Below are 21,287 nucleotides of genomic sequence, written 5' to 3' on the forward strand. Positions count from 1 at the left end.
TGATGAAACTGTATAACTTGAAAGACAACAGCGAGCAGGTGAGTTTTGCACAGGCAGTCAAGCAGGGGTTAGGCAAACAGCAAGGGCTTTTCTTCCCGCAAGATTTGCCGGAATTTAGTCGTGAAGAAATTGACCAACTATTGAAACTGGATTTTGTTACCCGCAGTGGTCGCATTCTTTCAGCGTTTATTGGCGAAGAAATTCCGCCAGAACAACTGGCGACACGAGTTAAGCACGCTTTTACTTTTCCGGCACCTGTTACCAAAGTGGAAAATGATGTTGCAACGCTGGAATTATTCCACGGCCCGACTCTGGCATTTAAAGATTTTGGTGGCCGTTTTATGGCGCAAATGTTGGCACAAGTTGCTGGTGAGCAGCCGGTAACTATCCTGACTGCGACTTCCGGCGATACGGGGGCAGCAGTAGCGCACGCCTTTTATGGGCTAAATAATGTACAGGTGGTAATCCTCTATCCACAGGGCAAAATCAGCCCGTTACAGGAAAAACTGTTTTGTACATTGGGCAGTAATATTCACACAGTGGCGATTGATGGCGATTTTGATGATTGCCAGGCGTTGGTTAAACAGGCGTTTGATGATCAGGAGTTGAAACAAGCTCTGTATCTCAATTCAGCCAACTCAATTAACATCAGCCGTTTGTTGGCGCAAATTTGCTACTACTTTGAAGCGGTTGCTCAGCTACCAGAAGATCAGCGTGAACAACTGGTTATCTCTGTACCGAGTGGGAATTTTGGTGATTTGACTGCGGGTTTATTGGCAAAATCGATGGGATTGCCGGTAAAACGTTTTATCGCTGCCACTAATGTTAACGATACGGTGCCACGCTATCTAGAGGATGGAAAATGGTTGCCGCATCAGACCGTTGCCACGCTTTCCAACGCAATGGATGTGAGCCAGCCAAACAATTGGCCACGGATTGAAGCGCTGTTTTGCCGTAAATCTTGGCCGTTGAGTGAATTGGGATATGGTGTAGTCAGTGATGACGTGACAAAAGAGACGATTAAGGAACTGGCTAAACTGGGTTATATCTCTGAACCTCATGCCGCAGTTGCTTATCGTGTTCTGCGTGATCAATTACAAAACGGTGAATACGGATTATTTCTCGGTACGGCTCATCCAGCGAAATTTAAAGAGAGCGTGGAGCAAATTCTGGGTAGGGAATTACCATTGCCCGAAGCTTTGGCTGAACGGGCTGATCTGGAGTTGCTATCCCATTACTTACCGGCAGATTTTGCTAGGTTGCGAGCTTTCTTGATGGAAAGAGCACCCAAGTCATTATGAAAATGGGCGCCGCACAGATCATGCGGCGTTTATTATTGATAATAAGGTTTTAATGTTGTTCAGGGCGCTTAAATACCAACTCATTTCCTTTGGATAACGATTCATCAAAGGCGTAGCCATCCAGATTAAATTCCGCCAGACGGTCAATTTGCGTTAATTGATTCTGAATAATAAACCGGCTCATTAGCCCACGAGCTTTTTTCGCATAAAAACTGATGATTTTATACTTACCATTTTTCTCATCGAGGAATACAGGTTTGATAATTTTACCGGCTAACTTTTTCGTATTCACGGATTTGAAATATTCATCGGAAGCCAAATTAACCAACACATTATCACCTTGTTGTTCCAGCGCCTCATTGAGTTTTTCTGTGATCAGATCTCCCCAGAAAGCGTAGAGATCTTTACCGCGTTTATTTTCCAGTTTTATCCCCATTTCCAGCCGGTAAGGTTGCATCAGATCCAACGGACGAAGTACACCATAAAGGCCAGACAGGATACGCAGATGATTCTGAGCAAAATCAAAATCCTTATCGGAGAAAGATTCAGCCTGCATACCGGTATAAACATCACCTTTAAATGCCAAGATGGCTTGACGGGCATTTTCTGGCGTGAAATCAGCATGCCATTCGCCAAAACGAGCGGCATTCAAGCCGGCAAGTTTATCGCTGATACCCATCAAACTCGCAATTTGGGCAGGCGTCAGTTCGCGACAAACACTGATTAATTGCTTTGATTGGTCGAGTAATTCTGGTTGGCTATATTCTTCCGTGGCAAGCGTGCTTTCATAATCAAGGGTTTTTGCTGGTGAAATAGTAATAAGCATAATATCGTCCCGGTTGTTCAGATGAGGATACTTTAACAGAAGATAGGATAATAAAGAATGAATCACGACGATAGCGGAAACTTTGTGCGTGGTATCTGTAGGGTAACAAGCTGATAATTTTGTACTTCATTTTGTTGAACAATATTAGCTTTAATGATAATAATATTCAAATATTTCCCTTATTCCAGTAAACTAATAAATATCGTCAATTAAAGGAGAAAGAGGTGAATAATAAAGAAAGGTCTAAATTAATACGCTTACCTAAACAAGTAAGAGAAGATGAAGATATTAAGATTGAATCTTCAAGACTTGGCATCATTTTTATAATTAATGCAGGTAGCAAATGAGCATTTCTGCAATTAAGAATAATTTAACAAAGCAATATAGCACCTTAATTATATTTCCCGTTGAGGTAATAGTTAATTTATTATCTTCTTTTTTTTTATTTTTCATATTGATTTACATAATAACACTTCCTTTAACTAGTGGTTTAGATACGAGTAGTGTTGGCTTTATTATTTTCTTAATTGTAATATTAAGACCCATCTTGAGTGTGATTAATAATCTAAGTCTATTTTTCATCACTAAAAAGCAGGCTTATATTCTCTCAACATTTAGTAGTTGTTTCACTAATAAAAAAGATGCCCAGCAGAATGAGCATGATATTGTAAATTATTCCACCTATGATGTTAGTGTGGTTTTGATGATATCTAAGGTAATCTGTTTCATTTATCTCTCTGTTCTAATGGTCATTAATGTTGAAGGGGGAACAGTTGGCTTACTGTCTTTGTGTTCTATATTGATACCATTATCATTTTTTCTATTTAAAAAGCGAGCTTATCTCTCTAAGCAATTAGCAAAGATAAGAAAATGGAGATATAAATTTATTGGAGATAATTTCGAAGCTCTGACTACTATATTGTTAACTAGATACCAGGGAGGGAAACTTTTAAGTTTTAATAGAATTATTAATATTGAAGAAAAAGTAAAACGTATTGATTCATTGTGGAGAGCTGTAGATATTTCCTCAAATGCATTTTTAAAAATTATTCCTGTTTTGTTTCTCATTTTGATTGGTAAGGAAATATATAATAGTGATAAACTACTTATTCTTTTATATTCTCTAATTTTGGTTAGTGAATATCTTGGTTTAGTTAGATTACTAACGCCATTTTATGATGGTTATCTGGCTAAATTGTCAATTATTAGGAGATGTAAAAATTATCGATACAAACCAGAAGAGTATTATGATTTAGATGGAGAGCAGGGTTTTATTGAGAAAACTATTCTGGGAAATATATATTTATCAAAAGATCTAATCAATAGAAGCATATTAAATAAATTAAGTTATGAAATTTTTCAGATTGATAAATATATTGATATGAGTTCAAACATTAGCGATCTATCAAGGGGACAATTGAATCTTATTTTTGCTGTAAGAAATGTATATATGGCTATAATTGATAATTATAGAGGCCATATTTATTTTGATGTTAATAGAGCTGGTTGGGATTCTAACTTATTATTTGATTTGGAAAGTATAATTTCAAAAATAAAGGCAGAGTATGAAATTGATATTATATTATCATTTTCGCATAAATTTAATAATATTGAATTGGAAACAAAAAATAAACCTATAAAATCGACGTCAGATAATGGCGTTATACTAGGTGAAAGTTATAAGATTAATAAATCAAAAATTTCTCAGTTTCTATATGTTTTTAGTTATAACTCTGTAATTGGAACTTTACTATTATTCATTGCTAGTCTTTCGTTATTCGAGTTGGGAAGAGTGACATACAATGAATATGATAGTGAGATTTATAAGATAATATCTATATCTCTATTAGGTATGATTTCATTGATTGTAGGATCATATTTAATAGAGCTTAAGATAAGAAAAAGAGCAAGACAAGACGTATATAGTTCCATTAAAAGTAACTTTAGAGTGGAAGGTTTCAACTTATTTAAGCATGAATACAATGTAATAATAAATAAATTTACCATGTATGCCAAGGATATTTTCTGGTTTGGTTCGATATTTGTCGGGACTGTACTTTTATTTCTTAATTCTGAAAATTTTATGATTGTGTTTGGTACCATGCTTATATTTCTTACTAGTATTTATTTATTGTATCCTCTGTACAAGGATAATAGAAATAAACACTATAAAGAGCTCCATGCTTTATCAATTCATTTTTCTTATATTAAAAAACTACCTCAATGTGGTCCAGCTAATCGTTTTTGTCGTGACACTATTTTATTTGGAATACGTAGTTTATATACCGTAGCATCAAAACGATATTTAATTAATTCTTTGGCTTCTATATTAGGTCTTATAATATCGAGTTTGATAATTTTTTATTCTTTATATCCCAGTTTTGAATCAGATAACATTACCGCTGCTATAAACTTAGATAATAGAATCGTCATTTTTTATTTCGCTATATTTGGATATTTGTCAGAAATTGTATCTATTAAAAGGATCACTGAACACAACAATATTTATTATAAAGAAAGAGATTTATTTTCTAAATTATCAATTTTAGAGCAAAGTTTGGAAAAAGATAGAGTTATACAATTAGTAGGAAATAATGGAAGTGGTAAGACTTTTTTTCTTAAGAAATTATCTGAAATAAAAGGATACATATATATAGACCATAATTTTGATCCCTATTTAGCAAACGATAGATTTTTAGATTATCTCAATAAATCTGATTCAGAGGTGATTATATTTGATGAGTTTGATTGCAGGAAATTAATAAATAGAATTGATAAAAATAAGAAAATAATCGTTGTCTCACATATGGAAACTATTGGTTCAATATTGAACATTAGCGAAGTGGTATGAAAAGATTGGCTACAGAGTGAATGACTGCGAGTGGTCGTTTTACCGCCTTGCAGCAAGGTCTTACCGTGTTATTATCAGTGGATGGCTCAATAACAATGCCACAATTTCACGCATAACGATGAGATATGACAAAATGACCGATAAACTAACCTCCCTGCGTAAACTGACAACAGTAGTAGCAGATACCGGGGATATTGCGGCGATGAAACTTTATCAGCCACAAGATGCGACAACTAACCCATCTCTGATCCTTAACGCTGCACAGATTCCTGAATACCGTAAACTAATTGATGAAGCAATTGCGTGGGCGCGTGAACAGAGCGATTCCCGCGAGCAACAGATTGTGGATGCTAGTGATAAACTGGCAGTAAATATTGGTTTGGAAATTCTCAAACTGATCCCTGGCCGTATTTCGACCGAAGTTGATGCCCGTTTGTCTTATGACACTGAACGCAGTGTTGCCAAAGCTAAGCGCTTGATTAAGTTGTATAACGAGGCAGGTATCAGCAATGATCGGATTCTGATCAAATTGGCTTCAACCTGGCAGGGTATCCGCGCGGCTGAACAGCTAGAAAAAGAAGGGATTAACTGTAACCTGACACTACTGTTCTCCTTTGCTCAGGCGCGTGCTTGTGCGGAAGCCGGGGTTTATCTGATTTCGCCATTCGTTGGTCGTATTCTTGACTGGTATAAAGCGAACAGCGATCAGAAAGAGTTCGCTCCACACGAAGATCCAGGCGTCATTTCTGTGACTGAAATCTACCAATACTATAAACAACATGGCTATAACACTGTAGTTATGGGAGCAAGTTTCCGTAATTCCGGTGAGATCTTGGAATTGGCCGGTTGCGACCGTTTGACTATTGCCCCTGCGCTGTTGAAAGAGCTGTCCGAAGCTCAGGGTGAAGTTGAACGTAAACTGGGTTATACCGGTGAAATTAAAGCGCGTCCAGAGCCATTGAATGAAGCTCAGTTCTATTGGGAACATCATCAGGATGCAATGGCAACAGAAAAACTGGCGGATGGTATCCGTAAATTTGCTATTGATCAGGGCAAACTTGAGAAGATGATCGCTGATCTGCTGTAATGATAGGCGATAAACTATTCTTTTAGCGTTAAAGGCGGCATAATTGGCCGCCTTTTTGTTATTTAGTTAATTGTGTTGATTGAGGTTTATATGAATGAACTGCGCATTGGCCTGGTATCCGTCTCTGATCGTGCATCAAGCGGTATTTATCAGGACAAAGGGATTCCGGCATTGGAAGAGTGGCTGAAAAGTGCGATTACCACCCCTTTTCAGATAGAGACTCGTCTGATCCCGGATGAGCAGATCATCATTGAACAAACCTTGTGTGAGTTGGTGGATGAAATCGGCTGTCATTTGGTTTTGACCACTGGTGGAACCGGCCCGGCTCGTCGAGATGTGACGCCTGATGCCACATTAGCGGTTGCAGACCGTGAAATGCCGGGTTATGGCGAACAGATGCGTCAGATTAGTTTGCAATTTGTTCCAACGGCAATTTTATCCCGTCAGGTTGGTGTTATCCGTAAGCAGGCTCTTATCTTGAATTTGCCAGGGCAACCAAAGGCAATCGCAGAAACGCTGGAAGGTTTGAAAGACGAGAATGGCAATGTTCTGGTATCCGGCATTTTTGCCAGCGTGCCGTATTGTATCCAATTGCTGGATGGCCCGTATGTGGAAACTAATGATAAGGTAGTCGCCGCTTTTAGGCCGAAAGGTGCTCGCCGTTGAATAATGAGTTGATTGTAGAAAGAATCAAAAAATCGAACTTTTATCTGCCGCCTATAAAAAGGCAACTTCAACATTATAAGTTTATAATTCATTTGGTATGTTGATTAGTTGCTTTAAATAAATTTTTAGGTGAAAAAATGGAATGGTCAAAAAAGGTAAGGATTAGCTTTATTGCTGGTTTGGCATTGGTTATGAGCGCAATGTCACCAACGGTGACGCTAGCAATGGAGGCAAAGGCGACGGTAGCTCAGTTGATTAATCAGCGCCTTTCTTACATGAAAGATGTGGCGGGATACAAGGCTGAAAACCATTTACCTGTTGAAGTTTTGGCTCAAGAAGATAAGGTTCTTGCTAAATCAATAAGTGAGGCTGAATCTTTCGGATTAAATGGAGAATCAGTTAGGCCGTTCATTATAATCCAGATGGATGCTGCAAAGGCGATTCAATATCGCTATCGAGCTGATTGGTTATCAGTTCCTGAAAATGGTTGGCAACCGAAGTCGCTAGATGATATTCGGATTAAAATTAGTGGGCTGAATACGGAAATCTTCCAACAAATTGCAATTTTGCTCAAAGCCGGAGAGAAAATAAGCGCTTCTGACAAAGAAATGTTTATGAAGAATATTCAACAACATAACTTAAGAGATTCAGATAAGCAGCAAATTTTCGCGGCGCTTGAGAAAGTGAAATTAAAATAAATCACAGTCTCTCGTTCTTTAGCAAGAAAAGGCGGTCTTTTTGATGTGAGCCTTTGGAACTAGATTTGCTTTACGGTTTTTCAAGCTACCAGTAGCACGTACAGCAACAATCTGTTTCGGCATACAGATAACCCTGCCCGATGCACGAGACACTGATAATGTTGTACAGGGCTTGATACCTCCCAGATTAAAGCGGCCTTATAGTTTTTCACTGAACGTCATACGTTAAAAGTAATCCCCTACGGGCGAACTTGCGCCTTATATCTTATTGATGGTAACTCCTCGGAAGTTAAATTTGACGTATACAGCGTAAAAGCCAGTGTGCTGACAAAACCGAACCAAAGACTAAGCTTTTTCCTTAACTCCTGCCTGTAATTGTGGCGATAATTTATTTTTTTAGGTTGACAAAATCGACATTATTCATGACATTCATGCATATTGGCATGACAAAAAATCATTTTTGATTGTCATTATATTTAAGGGGTTGGTTATGAATATCGTTGCTGAGGACATTGTTGCCCTCATAGAAGCGTCTTTGGATGCTAATTATACAGAAGTTAGAAGTGTCAGTAATAGAATAGCTAAATCCATCAGTGCCGATGATATGGATGTTGCCAAAAAAATTAAATCCATAGTAAGACGTAAGGGAGTTCCACTTCGTAGTTCGGGATATAGTGATAGTTTACCTGTTGACCCCAAATCAAGAATGCCTCTAATTGAGGAGCACCAGTGGTCAGTGACCCCTATTTTTTTGGGCGAGTCTGAAAGTATTACTTTTAATGCTTTTATTGAAAGTGTTAAGCATCAAAAAAAACTAATTGAAAATGGGTTATCAGGAAGATTGGGGTTACTGTTATCAGGTCCACCGGGTACCGGTAAGACATTGATTGCTGGTCATGTTGCTTCTCAACTAAATAGGCCGTTATTCGTTGTCAGATTAGATTCAGTAATATCATCATTATTGGGTGATACGGCTAAGAATTTAAGGCAAATTTTTGATTATGTACCTTCTAGAAATGGCATATTGTTATTAGATGAGGTTGATGCGGTTGCCAAGATACGTGATGATCGGCACGAAATAGGTGAGCTTAAACGTGTTGTGAATACTTTGATACAAGGTTTAGATTCACTGGATGATAGCGCAGTAGTAATTGCGGCAACTAACCACGCAGATCTTTTAGACCCCGCGATTTGGCGACGTTTTCCATATAAAATTCGCTTTGGTATGCCAAACCTTGAAGTTAGGGAGTCTCTTTGGAATCATTTCCTGTTCCAAGACAAGGGCATATCAAAGGAGTTAAAAGCACTATCTATAATATCAGATGGATTAAGCGGAGCAGATATTGAAACTATAGCAATAGCAGCGAGAAGACAGGCAATTTTGACTAATTCGGGTATTGATATTATAGCGGTCATTCAAGCAATAATTGAGGGTGATTCACATAACTCGATTATACCTTACAGAGAAGGGTTAAGTTCGGATAATAAAAAAAGTATCGTTAATTTGCTTTCCGAAACTAAATTGTTTACTCAGGCTGAAATCGGTAGTTTTTTGAAGCTAAGTAGACAGACAATTTCAAGCTATCTCAAGGAGTAGGAATTATGGCTGAGGGTGTTAGAAGTCCTTTATTAAATCCTGTACTATCTTTTTTAGATAAGCCAGTTCCCAATACAGTGAGTGGTGGCGGAAAAAACTCTAAAGATATAATTTGGGCGCGATTAGATGCTCAAAAAAAGAAGCTATCAAAAGAGCTTAGACACATCAGCGAAGATGATGGTATTGTTTCCCATTCAGGTAAAATTCATCTATTAGCTAAAATGTTTGATGATTCTCTTGCACCATCTTGGATCCCTGATAATTTATTTGAAACAGATGATTTAACAAGAATAGTTGCTCCGGCTTTTGATGGATACCTAGTCGAAATCTCAGGTTCTAAAATCTCTAGTTTGATTGAGAAAATAGAAAGAGCGAAAAATGGTCGAATTAAAGTCGATATTTCTCGTCTTGAAAGTATTATTGGTTTTGATAAAAATCAAGTATTAAGAGGAAGAAAGGCAAAAGCTGTCTTTGAAGCGTTCGATGATGTAGAAAAGCAGTTCAATGTTTGGGTTTTACCATTCCATGATAAAAAAGCAAGAGTATCTGTTAAGAAAGAACTTGAAGAGTTTGCTAATCAAAAGATTATTGGTTTTGGTCATTCTAAATTTGATAATGTTTTTAAAAATGAAGAAATACAAAAAAAGGGAAATAGATATTTCCCAAGAAAATTGGATGAGTATTTAATCGACGGAATATTATCATTTACCACAGTAATAAATAGTTTAGAGAATTTTAATAAATTAATTAGCTCTGGTATTGTTTATAGAATTGAGCCGGTGCATCATGTTTCAGTAAAATCAGTGCTACCAGGTAGCGGTAAAGAACCAATACCTAATTTATCTAACTTGAAAAATATCCCAACAGTAGTAATTGTTGATGGTGGTTGCTCTGCTGTTTCTTATTTACCTTTTAATGTAATGAGTATTACTCCATTAGTAGATCAGCATGATGCAGATTTAAAGCATGGTAATAAGGTTACTTCAGTAATTTGCCAAGGATCTGCGTGGAATAATAATCTCGCTTTACCTGAGTTGGAGTGCAAGTTTATTAGCGTTCAAGCAATTAATAAAAAAGGAGTCGCTATCCAACCAACAACCGAACAATTTATTAACTATCTTAGAGATGTTGCCAATGAGACAAATGGGGTATCTCAGATATGGAATCTTTCATTTAATGAGAGTGAGCCATATTATTCGAATGAGGAAATTAGTTATTTAGGGCATGAAGTTAATAGAATTGCCCGTGAGTTTAACATATTACCAATTATTTCAATCGGTAATGTAAGTAGATCAAATAGTATAAGATTGTGTCCCCCTGCCGATTGTGAATCTGCTTTAACTATAGCGGGACGATGTGCGGATGAAAATGGTATGGCAACTACACCTTGCTCGATGAGCTTGCGAGGGCCTGCTCCAGCAGGGATGAAAAAGCCAGAACTATCTTGGTTTTCAACGTTACGAATGATTGGTGGGGTAATAGATACTGGAACTAGTTACAGTACACCTCTTATTTCATCAATAGCAGCCCATGCATTTAAAAATCTAAAAGAACCTACTCCTGATTTAGTTAGAGCGTTGTTAATAAATAAAGCTGATAGGTGTGTACATGATTTGCGTCTAGGTTGGGGATCACCTTGGAAAGAAGGTAATAACCTTCCTTGGTATTGTGATGAAGGGACAGTTACTCTCGCTTGGAATAGTAAAATTCGTGCAGGATTTGCATATTATTGGAATGATATTTTTCTACCTACTGAAATGTTGGAAGATGGAAAAATTAAAGGAGAAATAATATTAACAGCAATATTAAAACCCTTGGTTTCTGAACTGGGCGGCGAAAATTATTTTGCTACTAGACTACAGTGCTCTTTGCAGAGCATTAGTAACGACGGTAAAGTAAAAAATCTTCTTGGTACTATGAAGGAATCTAAAGAAAAAGAACTTCGGTCTCGCCAAGAGTTAGCTAAATGGAGCCCGATAAGGCATCATGGCAAATCTTTTTCAGGAGTATCCGTTGATAATACGAAGTTAAGACTCTATGCTCGAATTTTTACTCGTGATTTATATCAGTTTGATATGTCATCACACCATGAACTATCAGAACAAGAGGTATCATTTGTCTTAACTTTTAAAAGTCACGATAAAGATTCTGGTATTTATAACTCAATGAAACAACGTTTAGGACCAAAAGTTGAAGTTGGAATAATTGAGCAAGATATTGATATCGATAATACAATATAAACACATAGTATCCACCTGTATTAGCTGCTTGATACAGGGGCGAATTAGAGATTTTTTATCTATCTATGTAAATTAATTGTTAGTAACGTGTCAATCCTCGCAGATGAGAGGCTTTTTCATTTCTATGCCGCTTAAAAAATTGAAGTGAACACTAGAAGTTGGATTTAAGGGGCTCACTTCACTTTTTTGCGGTAGTCTCAATTGGTGGGAGATTGACTACCAGAAAACAACGTACAACACAGCCAGAATAATCATAATGGCATAAGACGCAATATTAAAACTGCGGTCGGTGGCAAACATAGATGAAACTAATACGATGCCTTTAGGATCATCGTCATTAGCCGATGTACTTAAACTCGTGAATGCAATAACGACCAGAGTAAAGAGTAATGTGTAGAGCATTTGATCCATAAATGGCATCGAAAATGGCATAAATTTCAGGAATAAGGCGAAAGGTATCGATAAAATCACACCAATTATCGCCCCTTTACTGGTTGTTTTTTTCCAGAACAGGCCAAGTAAAAATACGGCTAAAATACCGGGGCTGACAAGACCGGTATATTCCTGAATATATTGGAATGCTTGGTTAATACCGCCAAGCATTGGCGCAACAAAACAGGCGATAATCAGGGCAATAATGGCAGAAATACGGCCAACATTAACCAGTTTGTGGTCGCTTGAGTCAGGCGCGATATATTCCCTATAAATGTCCATAGTGAAAATGGTGGCGGTCGAATTGAGCATTGATGCTAACGATGAAACAATAGCGGCTGCTAATGCGGCAAATACTATACCTTTAAAACCTACAGGTAGAAATTGGGTTAACCACGGATAAGCTTTATCTGCGTGCGCTGCATCAGGAATATTATTTAGCGCAAGATTGCCTAAACCTGCCATTAATTCCGGGGATGTTGTTATCACGTAAGCGGCAATGCCCGGCACAACAACCAGGAAAGGCAGAATAAGTTTTAGAAAAGCGGCGAAAACAATTCCTTTCTGTGCTTCCTGCACTGACTTGGCAGCAAGAGTACGTTGAATAATGTATTGATTGAAGCCCCAATAATAGAGGTTAGCAACCCATAAACCGCCAATCAGTACAGCAACACCAGGCAAATTTATGAATTGAGGATTACTTTTATCTAAAATCATTTCAAAGTGTCCTGGTGCTGCATCAACCATTTTTGCAAATCCGGCCATTATACCGTCACTACCGCCAATATAGCTGATGGCGATAAATGTTGTGAGTAATCCACCTAATATCAGGAAAAACACTTGAATAACATCGGTCCAAACGATAGCTGAGAGGCCGCCGTAAATAGAGTAAACCAAGGCAAAAATTGCCAGCCCAATAATGGAATAGATCAATGGAATATTCAGAATGGTTTCAAGTGCTAAGCCACCCAAATAAAGTACAGAGGTCAGATTGACGAAAATATAGAGTGAGATCCAAAACACCGCCAGAATGGCTTTTAAATTTTTATTAAACCGTTTTTCTACAAATTCGGGAATAGTATAAATGCCTTTCTCAATGAAAACGGGTAAGAAATATTTACCTACGATAATTAATGTAATTGCTGCCATCCATTCATAAGACGCTATTGCTAAGCCAATGGAATAACCAGAGCCGGACATGCCGATAAATTGCTCGGCAGAAATATTTGCTGCAATTAATGAAGCGCCTATTGCCCACCAAAGTAAAGATTTACCTGCCAGGAAGTAATCTTCCGTGCTTTTATCTGAGCCTTTCTTATTTCTAGATACCCAGAGTCCCACGCTGATGATAATGGTAACATAGAACATAAATACTAATGTATCTACCAAGCCTAAACCGTGTTTTATACCCGTCATCTTTCAAGTTGCCTCTTTGTTGGCTGCACTCACTCACCCCAGTCACATAGTTACCTATGCTCCCGGGGATTCGCTCCTTTGCCGTCGCGATGCATCTTGAAATCCATAGGGTATTATAGTGGACATGTTTCTTTTCCTGGGTAGTTTATTTGATACTAAATTGTAAACGTTACCATTTGATGGGAATGTAATCAAAATCACAAAATTGTTATTAAGTATCGTATTTGTAATTTATCTTAATTCTTAATAGTTCGTTTTAATTAAGAGATTAAGTAAATTTACTGTGACTTTTAACTCATGTTTGCAGAATATATCAAAGTTAAACACCTTATCTCTCTTTTAGGCTTATATTTAAGCTTTTTATGTAATCATTTACATTTGCGTGATTAGTATCTCAGATTAGTGTTAATGTCCGTTGTTAAACTATGTCCGGTCTGAGTGTGAATAAAGATTTCCACAGCCAGTGTTGAAAAGTATAAGGTAGAGACTGCCATGCCCAAAATTACATTCAATCCTGTTGAACATCCCCATCGTCGTTATAATCCGTTAACCGGGCAATGGGTTTTGGTCTCTCCTCATCGAGTGAAACGGCCGTGGCATGGGCAGGATGAGCAGCCATTGATGGACAATATCCCAAGCTATGATGAGCAATGTTTTCTTTGCCCATCAAATACACGCATTTCCGGTGATAAAAATCCTGCTTATCAAGGAACCTTTGTTTTTAATAATGATTTTTCGGCTTTAATGCCTGATTCACCTGATGTGCCTCAATTGTTTCACCCATTGTTTAAAATACAGGGAGTACGAGGATTAAGTCGAGTAATCTGTTTTTCTCCTGATCACAGTAAGACGTTGCCTGAATTGCCGGTTAAACACATTCGTCAGGTAATTGATACCTGGAATGAGCACATTGAAATACTGGGTAAGGAATATCTTTGGGTTCAAGTTTTTGAAAATAAGGGTGAAGCAATGGGATGCTCTCAGCCTCATCCACATGGGCAAATCTGGGCAAATAGTTTTCTGCCAAACGAAATTGAACGTAAAGATAAACAACAGCGTGCTTATTATCAGGAACAGGGTTCCAATTTATTGATGGATTATGTTCAGGCTGAATTAGTTGATGGTGAGCGGGTGGTGGTCGATACAATCCATTGGTTGGCGGTTGTGCCTTATTGGGCAGCATGGCCCTATGAAACCATGTTGTTACCTAAAGTTCATGTTCGTCGTATGAATGAATTAACGGATGAACAACGCGATGATTTGGCGGTCGCGCTTAAAAAGCTTACCAGTCGTTATGACAACTTATTTCATAGCTCTTTTCCCTATTCTATGGGGTGGCATTTTGCACCGTTTTTTGAACAAGGCACCGATATTGAACATTGGCAACTGCATGCACTTTTCTATCCGCCATTATTGCGATCAGCTACTGTGCGAAAATTTATGGTGGGCTATGAAATGTTTGCTGAAACACAACGTGATTTAACGGCAGAGCAAGTAGCTCAGCTTTTGCGTGCTGTGAGCGATGTACATTATAAAGAGCAGCAATGTTCATTATCGAGTGGCTGATACCATATTTGAGAGTAATGTGATGAAAACTTTAATTAATCGCGTTAAAGATGTTTTTGATTTAGTATTTCATTATATGCCGACACATATTATTCAAGCGCCAGGTCGGGTTAATTTGATTGGAGAGCACACTGATTATAATGATGGCTTTGTATTGCCATGTGCTATTAATTACCAAATTGTGGTTGCGGCGGCGAAACGAGAAGATAATATTATCCGTGTTGTTTCGGTTGATTATGGCAATCAATTAGACGAATTTGATATTAGCCAATCTATTATATTTCACGAAAGTAAAATGTGGGCCAATTATATTCGCGGTGTTGTAAAGTGTCTGCTCAGTCGTGGATATATATTTAACGGAGCAGATATTGTGGTAGCGGGTAATGTGCCGCAAGGGGCGGGATTAAGTTCATCGGCGGCACTGGAAACAGTGATTGGTCAAACAATTAAAAACCTTTACCACTTAGCCATTAGCCAAACGGAAATTGCATTAAATGGGCAGCAAGCTGAGAATGAATTTGTCGGTTGTCATTGTGGCATTATGGATCAATTAATTTCCGCGCAAGGTAAGAAAGAGCATGCGTTATTAATTGATTGTCGTCATTTGACCACGCAAACCGTATCTATGCCGAAAGATATTGCAGTTATGATTATTAATTCAAATAAAAAACGGCAATTGGTTGGCAGTGAATATAATATTCGTCGGGCTCAATGCGAACAAGCAGCGGCATTATTTGGGGTTAAAGCTTTGCGGGATGTGGCATTAGATGAATTTGAAAAATGGAGTGCTGAGCTTGATAGCATAGTGGCTAAACGCGCACGTCATGTAATCACAGAAAATGAACGTACACTTCTAGCAGCAAAAGCATTAGCAGAGGGTGATATACCATTAATTGCGGAACTTATGGCGCAATCACATCAGTCAATGCGTGATGATTTTGAAATTACCGTGCCTGAAATCGATACGTTGGTTGATATTGTGCAGCAAGCCATTGGTAAACAGGGTGGAGTGAGAATGACCGGTGGTGGGTTTGGTGGTTGTGTGGTGGCTTTAGTACCACAAATTCTGGTTGATGTGGTTAAGGCTGCGGTAGAGCAACACTATTTTGCGTTGACAGGTCTGAAAGAGACTATTTATGTGTGTCAGGCTTCGGAAGGTGCAAGTTTGGTTGAAACACAGTAGGCAATAAAATGACAGATGCTTACTTTGAATTATTGAACTCTTCAATGACACAAGATGTTGCTTGGGATGGAAAAAAAGCAAATCTTGTCTGCCTTTCTAATGTTTCAGGTTTTTCTATTGTGTTGATGGACATTGGCGCATCTTGGCTAAGTTGCCGTGTACCCTTATTAAGTGGAGAGAAAAGAGAGGTTTTACTAGGTGTTGCTACCTTAAAAGACTTTTATAAACAGACCAGTTATTTAGGTGCTACCGTAGGGCGATACGCTAATCGTATTGCAAATGGATGTTTTAATCTTGATGGTAAAACTTATCAATTACAGGTAAATCAGGCGGGAAATTGCTTGCACGGTGGGATTGAGGGTTTTGATAAGCGGCGTTGGACAATCACTGCAAGAGATGCTTATTCGGTGAGTTTTACATTACAGTCACCGGATGGTGATCAGGGTTTTCCTGGTAATGTCGTTGTGACCGTTCGTTACGTATTAACCAATGATAATCACGTAATCGTGGATTATTTAGCCCATACAGATGCTGCGACGCCCATTAATTTGACTAATCACGCTTATTTTAACTTGTTGGGAGCTGACTCTGGAAAAACATGTTTATCGCATCGTCTAGAAGTGAAAAGCGACGACTATTTACCGATTAATGAAAATGGTATTCCATTGGGCCAATTGGCTCCAGTTGATAATACAGGTTTTGATTTTCGAAAACCTAAAGCAATTAACAGTCACTTTATGCTGGATAAACAACAACAGATTGTTAATGGATACGATCATTCATTCTGGTTGCAAGCAACTTGTTTGGACACGAATCATGTAATCTCAGTCACTTCCCCCGATGAAGCAATCACAATGAAAATATTCACCACAAAACCGGCTGTGCAGTTTTACACAGGCAATTGGTTGGGTGGAACGCCTAACCGTGATGGTGGGCGATATGAGAACTATGCGGGAATGGCATTTGAGCCACAATTTTTACCGGATTCTCCCAATCATCCTGAATGGGAGCAAGAAAGCTGTATACTTCGTCCTAACCAACGCTATAAGCATCGTATTTGCTATCAGTTCGAAATCCACAATGCTTATTAAACTTCAAGCGAGTTCAACGAGCATTAAACATTGGAAGAAATAGGATAGCAATACGCTCATAACGGACTGGAAGAGGGGGAAAAATCTACCTTCTTCCAACCCTTGGTTTATTATGCTTTTATCTCGCCAATGGGCAGAATAGTGCGTCCATACTGTTCATTTAGCACTTCTGCCATTGCCAGATAAAATGCGCTGGCACCACAAATTATCCCTTCATAGCCAGCAATCGTCAGAAGAGTGGTATTTCCGGTAAAGTTGCCAATGGCTAACATAGCGAACAACAGAGTCAGACCACCAAAGATAAACTGTAGCACGCGGTTAGCCTTGAAGGTGCCAAAGAACATAAATAGAGTAAATACGCCCCACAGGCCAAGATACACCGCTAAATATTGGCTGCTGGTGGCTTCTGCCAATCCCATTTTTGGGAGAAATAATAATCCAACCAGACTGAGCCAAAACAACCCATAAGAGGTGAAAGCGGTTGCAGCAAAGGTATTGCCTTTCTTATATTCAAAAAGCCCTGCCAGTACTTGGGCCAGGCCGCCGTAGAAAATGCCCATACTCAGGATAACGGATGCCAGCGGAAAGAAACCTGCGTTATGCAGATTCAAAAGAATGGTTGTCATGCCGAAGCCCATCAAACCTAAGGGGCCAGGATTAGCCAATTGATTAGCGTTCATAAGTCCTCTGAAAAAAGTCATATACCCCGTCATCTTTCAAGTTGCCTCTTTGTTGGCTGCACTCACTCACCCCGGTCACATAGTTCTCTATGCTCCCGGGGATTCGCTCCCTTGCCGTCGCGATGCATCTTGAAATCCATTGGGTATAAATAGCAAAGGTGGCGAATCATAATGATCTGTCAGCAAGGAAACAATGACCTTTGAAATAATAAAAAGGTTTTTTTTCACATCCCCCCTTGATGATAGTTTTAACGACCCCATCTTATAGTCAACCGCAGTTGCTAATCGCTGTCCTATACAGCCGGTATATATAAGCAAAGGTGAGGAATCGCGTAGAGGCATAAAAATGGGTGCCATTGAAAAGCAGAAAGTTATCCTCATATTGATTAGCAACTTGACTGATTACGAATTTCTTTGGAGGCGTTTAGATGGGTAAAATTATTGGTATCGACCTGGGAACTACCAACTCTTGTGTAGCTATTATGGATGGCACGACAGCTCGTGTGCTGGAGAACAGCGAAGGTGATCGCACAACCCCTTCCATCATTGCTTATACCCAGGATGGTGAAACTCTGGTTGGTCAACCGGCTAAACGTCAGGCTGTTACTAACCCGCAAAATACGTTGTTTGCTATTAAGCGTCTGATTGGACGTCGTTTCCAAGACGAAGAAGCGCAACGCGATGTAGCTATCATGCCATACAAAATTATTGCGGCAGATAATGGCGACGCATGGCTGGAAGTGAAAGACCAGAAAATGGCTCCTCCTCAGGTTTCTGCTGAAGTTTTGAAGAAAATGAAGAAAACAGCGGAAGATTATCTGGGTGAGCCAGTGACTGAAGCGGTAATCACCGTACCTGCATATTTTAATGACGCTCAGCGTCAGGCAACCAAAGATGCGGGCCGTATCGCAGGTCTGGAAGTAAAACGTATTATCAACGAACCAACGGCCGCTGCACTGGCTTATGGCTTGGACAGAGAAGTGGGTAACCGTACTATCGCGGTTTATGACCTCGGTGGTGGTACTTTCGATATCTCTATTATCGAAATCGATGAAGTTGACGGCGAAAAAACCTATGAAGTGCTGGCGACCAACGGTGATACTCACTTGGGCGGTGAAGATTTCGATAGCCGTATGATCAACTATCTGGTTGACGAATTTAAGAAAGATCAGGGCATTGATCTGCGTAACGACCCACTGGCAATGCAACGTCTGAAAGAAGCAGCGGAAAAAGCGAAAATTGAGCTCTCTTCTGCACAGCAGACCGATGTTAACCTGCCATATATCACCGCAGATGCAACCGGTCCTAAGCACATGAACATCAAAGTGACCCGTGCGAAACTGGAATCACTGGTAGAAGATCTGGTTAAACGTTCTATGGAGCCTGTACGAGTTGCATTGCAAGATGCTGGCCTGTCAGTTTCTGATGTGAACGATGTCATTCTGGTGGGTGGTCAGACCCGTATGCCAATGGTACAGAAAGTTGTTGCTGACTTCTTCGGTAAAGAGCCACGTAAAGACGTGAACCCTGACGAAGCGGTAGCAATGGGTGCTGCGGTACAGGGCGGTGTTTTGGCCGGTGATGTGAAAGATGTCTTGTTGCTGGATGTTACACCACTGTCTCTGGGTATCGAAACAATGGGTGGCGTAATGACTTCCCTCATTGTGAAAAACACCACGATCCCAACCAAACACAGCCAGGTGTTCTCTACGGCGGAAGACAATCAGTCTGCGGTAACTATCCATGTGTTGCAGGGTGAGCGTAAACGTGCTGGCGATAACAAATCTCTGGGCCAGTTCAATTTGGATGGTATCCAAGCAGCGCCTCGTGGCATGCCTCAGATTGAAGTGACTTTTGATATTGATGCTGACGGTATTTTGCATGTATCTGCTAAAGACAAGAACACCGGTCGCGAACAGCAGATCACCATTAAGGCTTCTTCCGGTCTGAATGAGGAAGAAATTCAACGGATGGTTCGTGATGCAGAAGCTAACGCTGAATCTGATCGTAAGTTTGAAGAGTTGGTACAAACGCGCAACCAGGCAGATCAACTAGTTCACGGTACCCGTAAGCAAGTAGAAGAGGCGGGTGATAAGCTGCCGGCAGAAGATAAAACTGCGATTGAAAGTGCTGTCACTCAGCTAGAAACTGCGGCGAAAGGCGAAGATAAAGCGGATATTGAAGCGAAAATTCAGGCTTTGGTTCAGGCTTCCGCTAAGCTGTTGGAAATCGCTCAGCAGCAGGCTCAGGCGGGTGCAACCGCAGATGCTGGCGACAGTGCGAAAAAAGATGACGACGTTGTAGACGCTGAATTCGAAGAAGTTAAAGATAAAAAATAATTGCCCTTAGCGGGCGCGGTGACAGTTAGATGATGACGACTGTTGCTGATTAACCGGCACGGGCGTTGAGGGAACTCTGCGCCCGTGTGCGCATGTTAAGGGTAAAATAAGAGATGGCAAAAAGAGATTATTACGAGGTTTTGGGGGTTTCCAAAACAGCGAACGAAAAAGAGATTAAAAAAGCCTATAAGCGACTGGCGATGAAATATCATCCTGATCGCAATCAGGGTGATAAAGAGGCAGAAAGCCAATTCAAAGAAGTTAAAGAAGCTTATGAAATTCTGACGGATGATCAGAAACGGGCTGCTTATGACCAATATGGTCATGCTGCTTTTGAGCAAGGTGGTATGGGCGGTGGCGGCTTTGGCGGCGGCGGTGCTGATTTTAGTGATATCTTTGGTGACGTTTTCGGTGATATCTTCGGTGGTGGTCGTCGTCAACAGCGTCCAAGCCGCGGTGCTGATTTGCGTTACAGCATGGAGTTGACGCTGGAAGAGGCGGTTCGTGGTGTGACCAAAGAGATCCGTATTCCGACACTGGAAACTTGTGATGCCTGTCATGGTAGCGGCGCTAAAGCCGGGACCAGCCCTGTAACCTGTTCTACCTGTCAAGGTGCTGGTCAGGTTCATATGCGTCAGGGGTTCTTCACCGTTCAGCAACCTTGTCCACACTGTCATGGCCGTGGTCAGATCATTAAAGATTCTTGCCATAAATGTCATGGTCATGGCCGAGTTGAAAGATATAAAACCCTGTCTGTTAAGATCCCAGCAGGTGTGGATACTGGCGACCGTATCCGTTTGAGTGGTGAGGGTGAAGCTGGGGCTAAAGGCGCACCCGCAGGTGATCTGTATGTGCAGGTACAGGTGAAATCGCACCATATTTTTGAGCGTCAAGAAAGTAATCTCTATTGTGAAGTGCCGGTTAACTTTGCAATGGCGGCACTGGGCGGAGAAATCGAAGTTCCAACCCTTGATGGCCGTGTGAAACTGAAAATACCTGCTGAAACCCAGACAGGTAAAATGTTCCGCATGAAAGGCAAAGGTGTTAAATCTGTCCGCGGTGGTGTTCAGGGTGATTTACTGTGCCGGGTAGTGGTAGAAACGCCGGTTAAATTGAATGAAAGACAGAAAGAATTACTGCGCGAATTGGGTGAATCTTTCGGTGGGACCGGCGAAGAAACGAATAGCCCACGTTCTAAAAGTTTCTTCGATGGCGTAAAGAAATTCTTTGATGATTTGACTAAGTAAATATCTTTACATAATAGAGCTGGATTGTTAAATAAAGCTCGAATTATGGGTAAAAAGTCCTCGTTTA

The 21,287-nt window shown here is 39.9% G+C and carries 16 protein-coding genes; 13 read left to right on the plus strand and 3 right to left on the minus strand.

The window, feature by feature from the left end:
- Positions 1–2: 2 nt before the first annotated feature.
- Positions 3–1,301, plus strand: a complete 1,299-nt coding sequence (thrC, locus tag EAE91_RS09890; protein WP_214088348.1) for a threonine synthase — start codon at positions 3–5, stop codon at positions 1,299–1,301.
- Between the two features lie 49 nt (positions 1,302–1,350).
- Here the strand turns inward: thrC and yaaA are convergent, their stop codons facing one another.
- Entirely contained in the window at positions 1,351–2,127 is a 777-nt protein-coding gene (gene yaaA / locus EAE91_RS09895) for a peroxide stress protein YaaA (RefSeq protein ID WP_214088349.1), read from the minus strand.
- Between the two features lie 224 nt (positions 2,128–2,351).
- Between yaaA and EAE91_RS24585 the strand changes: the two genes are divergently transcribed.
- The 7 genes from EAE91_RS24585 (at position 2,352) to EAE91_RS09925 (ending at position 11,266) form a co-directional block, all read left to right on the plus strand.
- On the plus strand, positions 2,352–2,474 hold the full coding sequence (locus EAE91_RS24585) for a hypothetical protein (RefSeq protein WP_280520277.1): 123 nt from the start codon (positions 2,352–2,354) through the stop codon (positions 2,472–2,474).
- Positions 2,471–4,978, plus strand: coding sequence for a hypothetical protein (locus EAE91_RS09900; RefSeq protein WP_214088350.1), 2,508 nt, complete (start codon positions 2,471–2,473; stop codon positions 4,976–4,978). The genes EAE91_RS24585 and EAE91_RS09900 overlap by 4 nt, the downstream gene beginning before the upstream one ends.
- 133 nt (positions 4,979–5,111) lie before the next feature.
- Entirely contained in the window at positions 5,112–6,065 is a 954-nt protein-coding gene (tal, locus tag EAE91_RS09905) for a transaldolase (protein WP_214088351.1), read from the plus strand.
- Between the two features lie 90 nt (positions 6,066–6,155).
- Positions 6,156–6,731: a molybdopterin adenylyltransferase gene (gene mog, locus EAE91_RS09910; protein ID WP_214088352.1), complete on the plus strand. Its 576-nt coding sequence runs from the start codon at positions 6,156–6,158 to the stop codon at positions 6,729–6,731.
- A 137-nt stretch (positions 6,732–6,868) separates the two neighbouring features.
- The gene (locus tag EAE91_RS09915; RefSeq protein ID WP_214088353.1) at positions 6,869–7,429 is read left to right on the plus strand and encodes a chorismate mutase; all 561 of its coding nucleotides are present in this window, start codon (positions 6,869–6,871) and stop codon (positions 7,427–7,429) included.
- A gap of 490 nt (positions 7,430–7,919) precedes the next feature.
- Positions 7,920–9,026 (plus strand): AAA family ATPase, encoded by a 1,107-nt coding sequence (locus EAE91_RS09920; RefSeq protein WP_214088354.1) that lies wholly within the window; start codon positions 7,920–7,922, stop codon positions 9,024–9,026.
- Positions 9,027–9,031: 5 nt separating this feature from the next.
- Positions 9,032–11,266: a S8 family serine peptidase gene (locus tag EAE91_RS09925; RefSeq protein ID WP_214088355.1), complete on the plus strand. Its 2,235-nt coding sequence runs from the start codon at positions 9,032–9,034 to the stop codon at positions 11,264–11,266.
- A 216-nt stretch (positions 11,267–11,482) separates the two neighbouring features.
- Here the strand turns inward: EAE91_RS09925 and EAE91_RS09930 are convergent, their stop codons facing one another.
- On the minus strand, positions 11,483–13,114 hold the full coding sequence (locus EAE91_RS09930; RefSeq protein WP_214088356.1) for a sodium/sugar symporter: 1,632 nt from the start codon (positions 13,112–13,114) through the stop codon (positions 11,483–11,485).
- 492 nt (positions 13,115–13,606) lie between these two features.
- Between EAE91_RS09930 and EAE91_RS09935 the strand changes: the two genes are divergently transcribed.
- The 3 genes from EAE91_RS09935 to galM are packed head-to-tail and all read left to right on the plus strand — an operon-like array spanning position 13,607 to position 16,954.
- Positions 13,607–14,680, plus strand: coding sequence for a UDP-glucose--hexose-1-phosphate uridylyltransferase (locus EAE91_RS09935; protein WP_214088357.1), 1,074 nt, complete (start codon positions 13,607–13,609; stop codon positions 14,678–14,680).
- 22 nt (positions 14,681–14,702) lie between these two features.
- Positions 14,703–15,863, plus strand: a complete 1,161-nt coding sequence (gene galK, locus EAE91_RS09940) for a galactokinase (RefSeq protein ID WP_214088358.1) — start codon at positions 14,703–14,705, stop codon at positions 15,861–15,863.
- Positions 15,864–15,871: 8 nt separating this feature from the next.
- Entirely contained in the window at positions 15,872–16,954 is a 1,083-nt protein-coding gene (gene galM, locus EAE91_RS09945) for a galactose-1-epimerase (protein WP_244868769.1), read from the plus strand.
- Between the two features lie 110 nt (positions 16,955–17,064).
- Here the strand turns inward: galM and satP are convergent, their stop codons facing one another.
- Positions 17,065–17,634, minus strand: coding sequence for an acetate uptake transporter (satP, locus tag EAE91_RS09950; protein ID WP_036777030.1), 570 nt, complete (start codon positions 17,632–17,634; stop codon positions 17,065–17,067).
- Between the two features lie 428 nt (positions 17,635–18,062).
- Between satP and dnaK the strand changes: the two genes are divergently transcribed.
- Complete coding sequence (gene dnaK / locus EAE91_RS09955; RefSeq protein WP_214088359.1) at positions 18,063–19,973, plus strand: molecular chaperone DnaK; 1,911 nt, start codon at positions 18,063–18,065, stop codon at positions 19,971–19,973.
- Positions 19,974–20,086: 113 nt separating this feature from the next.
- On the plus strand, positions 20,087–21,220 hold the full coding sequence (gene dnaJ, locus EAE91_RS09960; RefSeq protein ID WP_214088360.1) for a molecular chaperone DnaJ: 1,134 nt from the start codon (positions 20,087–20,089) through the stop codon (positions 21,218–21,220).
- Positions 21,221–21,287: the final 67 nt, after the last annotated feature.

It is taken from the genome of Photorhabdus noenieputensis (assembly GCF_018448935.1).
Taxonomy (GTDB): domain Bacteria; phylum Pseudomonadota; class Gammaproteobacteria; order Enterobacterales; family Enterobacteriaceae; genus Photorhabdus; species Photorhabdus noenieputensis.

Excerpts from the sequence above, each read along its gene's own strand:
- EAE91_RS09935 (WP_214088357.1), top strand. The coding sequence starts at position 13,607 with ATGCCCAAAATTACATTCAATCCTGTTGAACATCCCCATCGTCGTTAT.
- satP (WP_036777030.1), bottom strand. The coding sequence starts at position 17,634 with ATGAACGCTAATCAATTGGCTAATCCTGGCCCCTTAGGTTTGATGGGC.
- mog (WP_214088352.1), top strand. The coding sequence starts at position 6,156 with ATGAATGAACTGCGCATTGGCCTGGTATCCGTCTCTGATCGTGCATCA.
- yaaA (WP_214088349.1), bottom strand. The coding sequence starts at position 2,127 with ATGCTTATTACTATTTCACCAGCAAAAACCCTTGATTATGAAAGCACG.
- EAE91_RS09920 (WP_214088354.1), top strand. The coding sequence starts at position 7,920 with ATGAATATCGTTGCTGAGGACATTGTTGCCCTCATAGAAGCGTCTTTG.
- dnaJ (WP_214088360.1), top strand. The coding sequence starts at position 20,087 with ATGGCAAAAAGAGATTATTACGAGGTTTTGGGGGTTTCCAAAACAGCG.
- EAE91_RS09915 (WP_214088353.1), top strand. The coding sequence starts at position 6,869 with ATGGAATGGTCAAAAAAGGTAAGGATTAGCTTTATTGCTGGTTTGGCA.
- EAE91_RS09900 (WP_214088350.1), top strand. The coding sequence starts at position 2,471 with ATGAGCATTTCTGCAATTAAGAATAATTTAACAAAGCAATATAGCACC.
- galM (WP_244868769.1), top strand. The coding sequence starts at position 15,872 with ATGACAGATGCTTACTTTGAATTATTGAACTCTTCAATGACACAAGAT.
- EAE91_RS09925 (WP_214088355.1), top strand. The coding sequence starts at position 9,032 with ATGGCTGAGGGTGTTAGAAGTCCTTTATTAAATCCTGTACTATCTTTT.
- tal (WP_214088351.1), top strand. The coding sequence starts at position 5,112 with ATGACCGATAAACTAACCTCCCTGCGTAAACTGACAACAGTAGTAGCA.
- thrC (WP_214088348.1), top strand. The coding sequence starts at position 3 with ATGAAACTGTATAACTTGAAAGACAACAGCGAGCAGGTGAGTTTTGCA.
- dnaK (WP_214088359.1), top strand. The coding sequence starts at position 18,063 with ATGGGTAAAATTATTGGTATCGACCTGGGAACTACCAACTCTTGTGTA.
- EAE91_RS09930 (WP_214088356.1), bottom strand. The coding sequence starts at position 13,114 with ATGACGGGTATAAAACACGGTTTAGGCTTGGTAGATACATTAGTATTT.
- galK (WP_214088358.1), top strand. The coding sequence starts at position 14,703 with ATGAAAACTTTAATTAATCGCGTTAAAGATGTTTTTGATTTAGTATTT.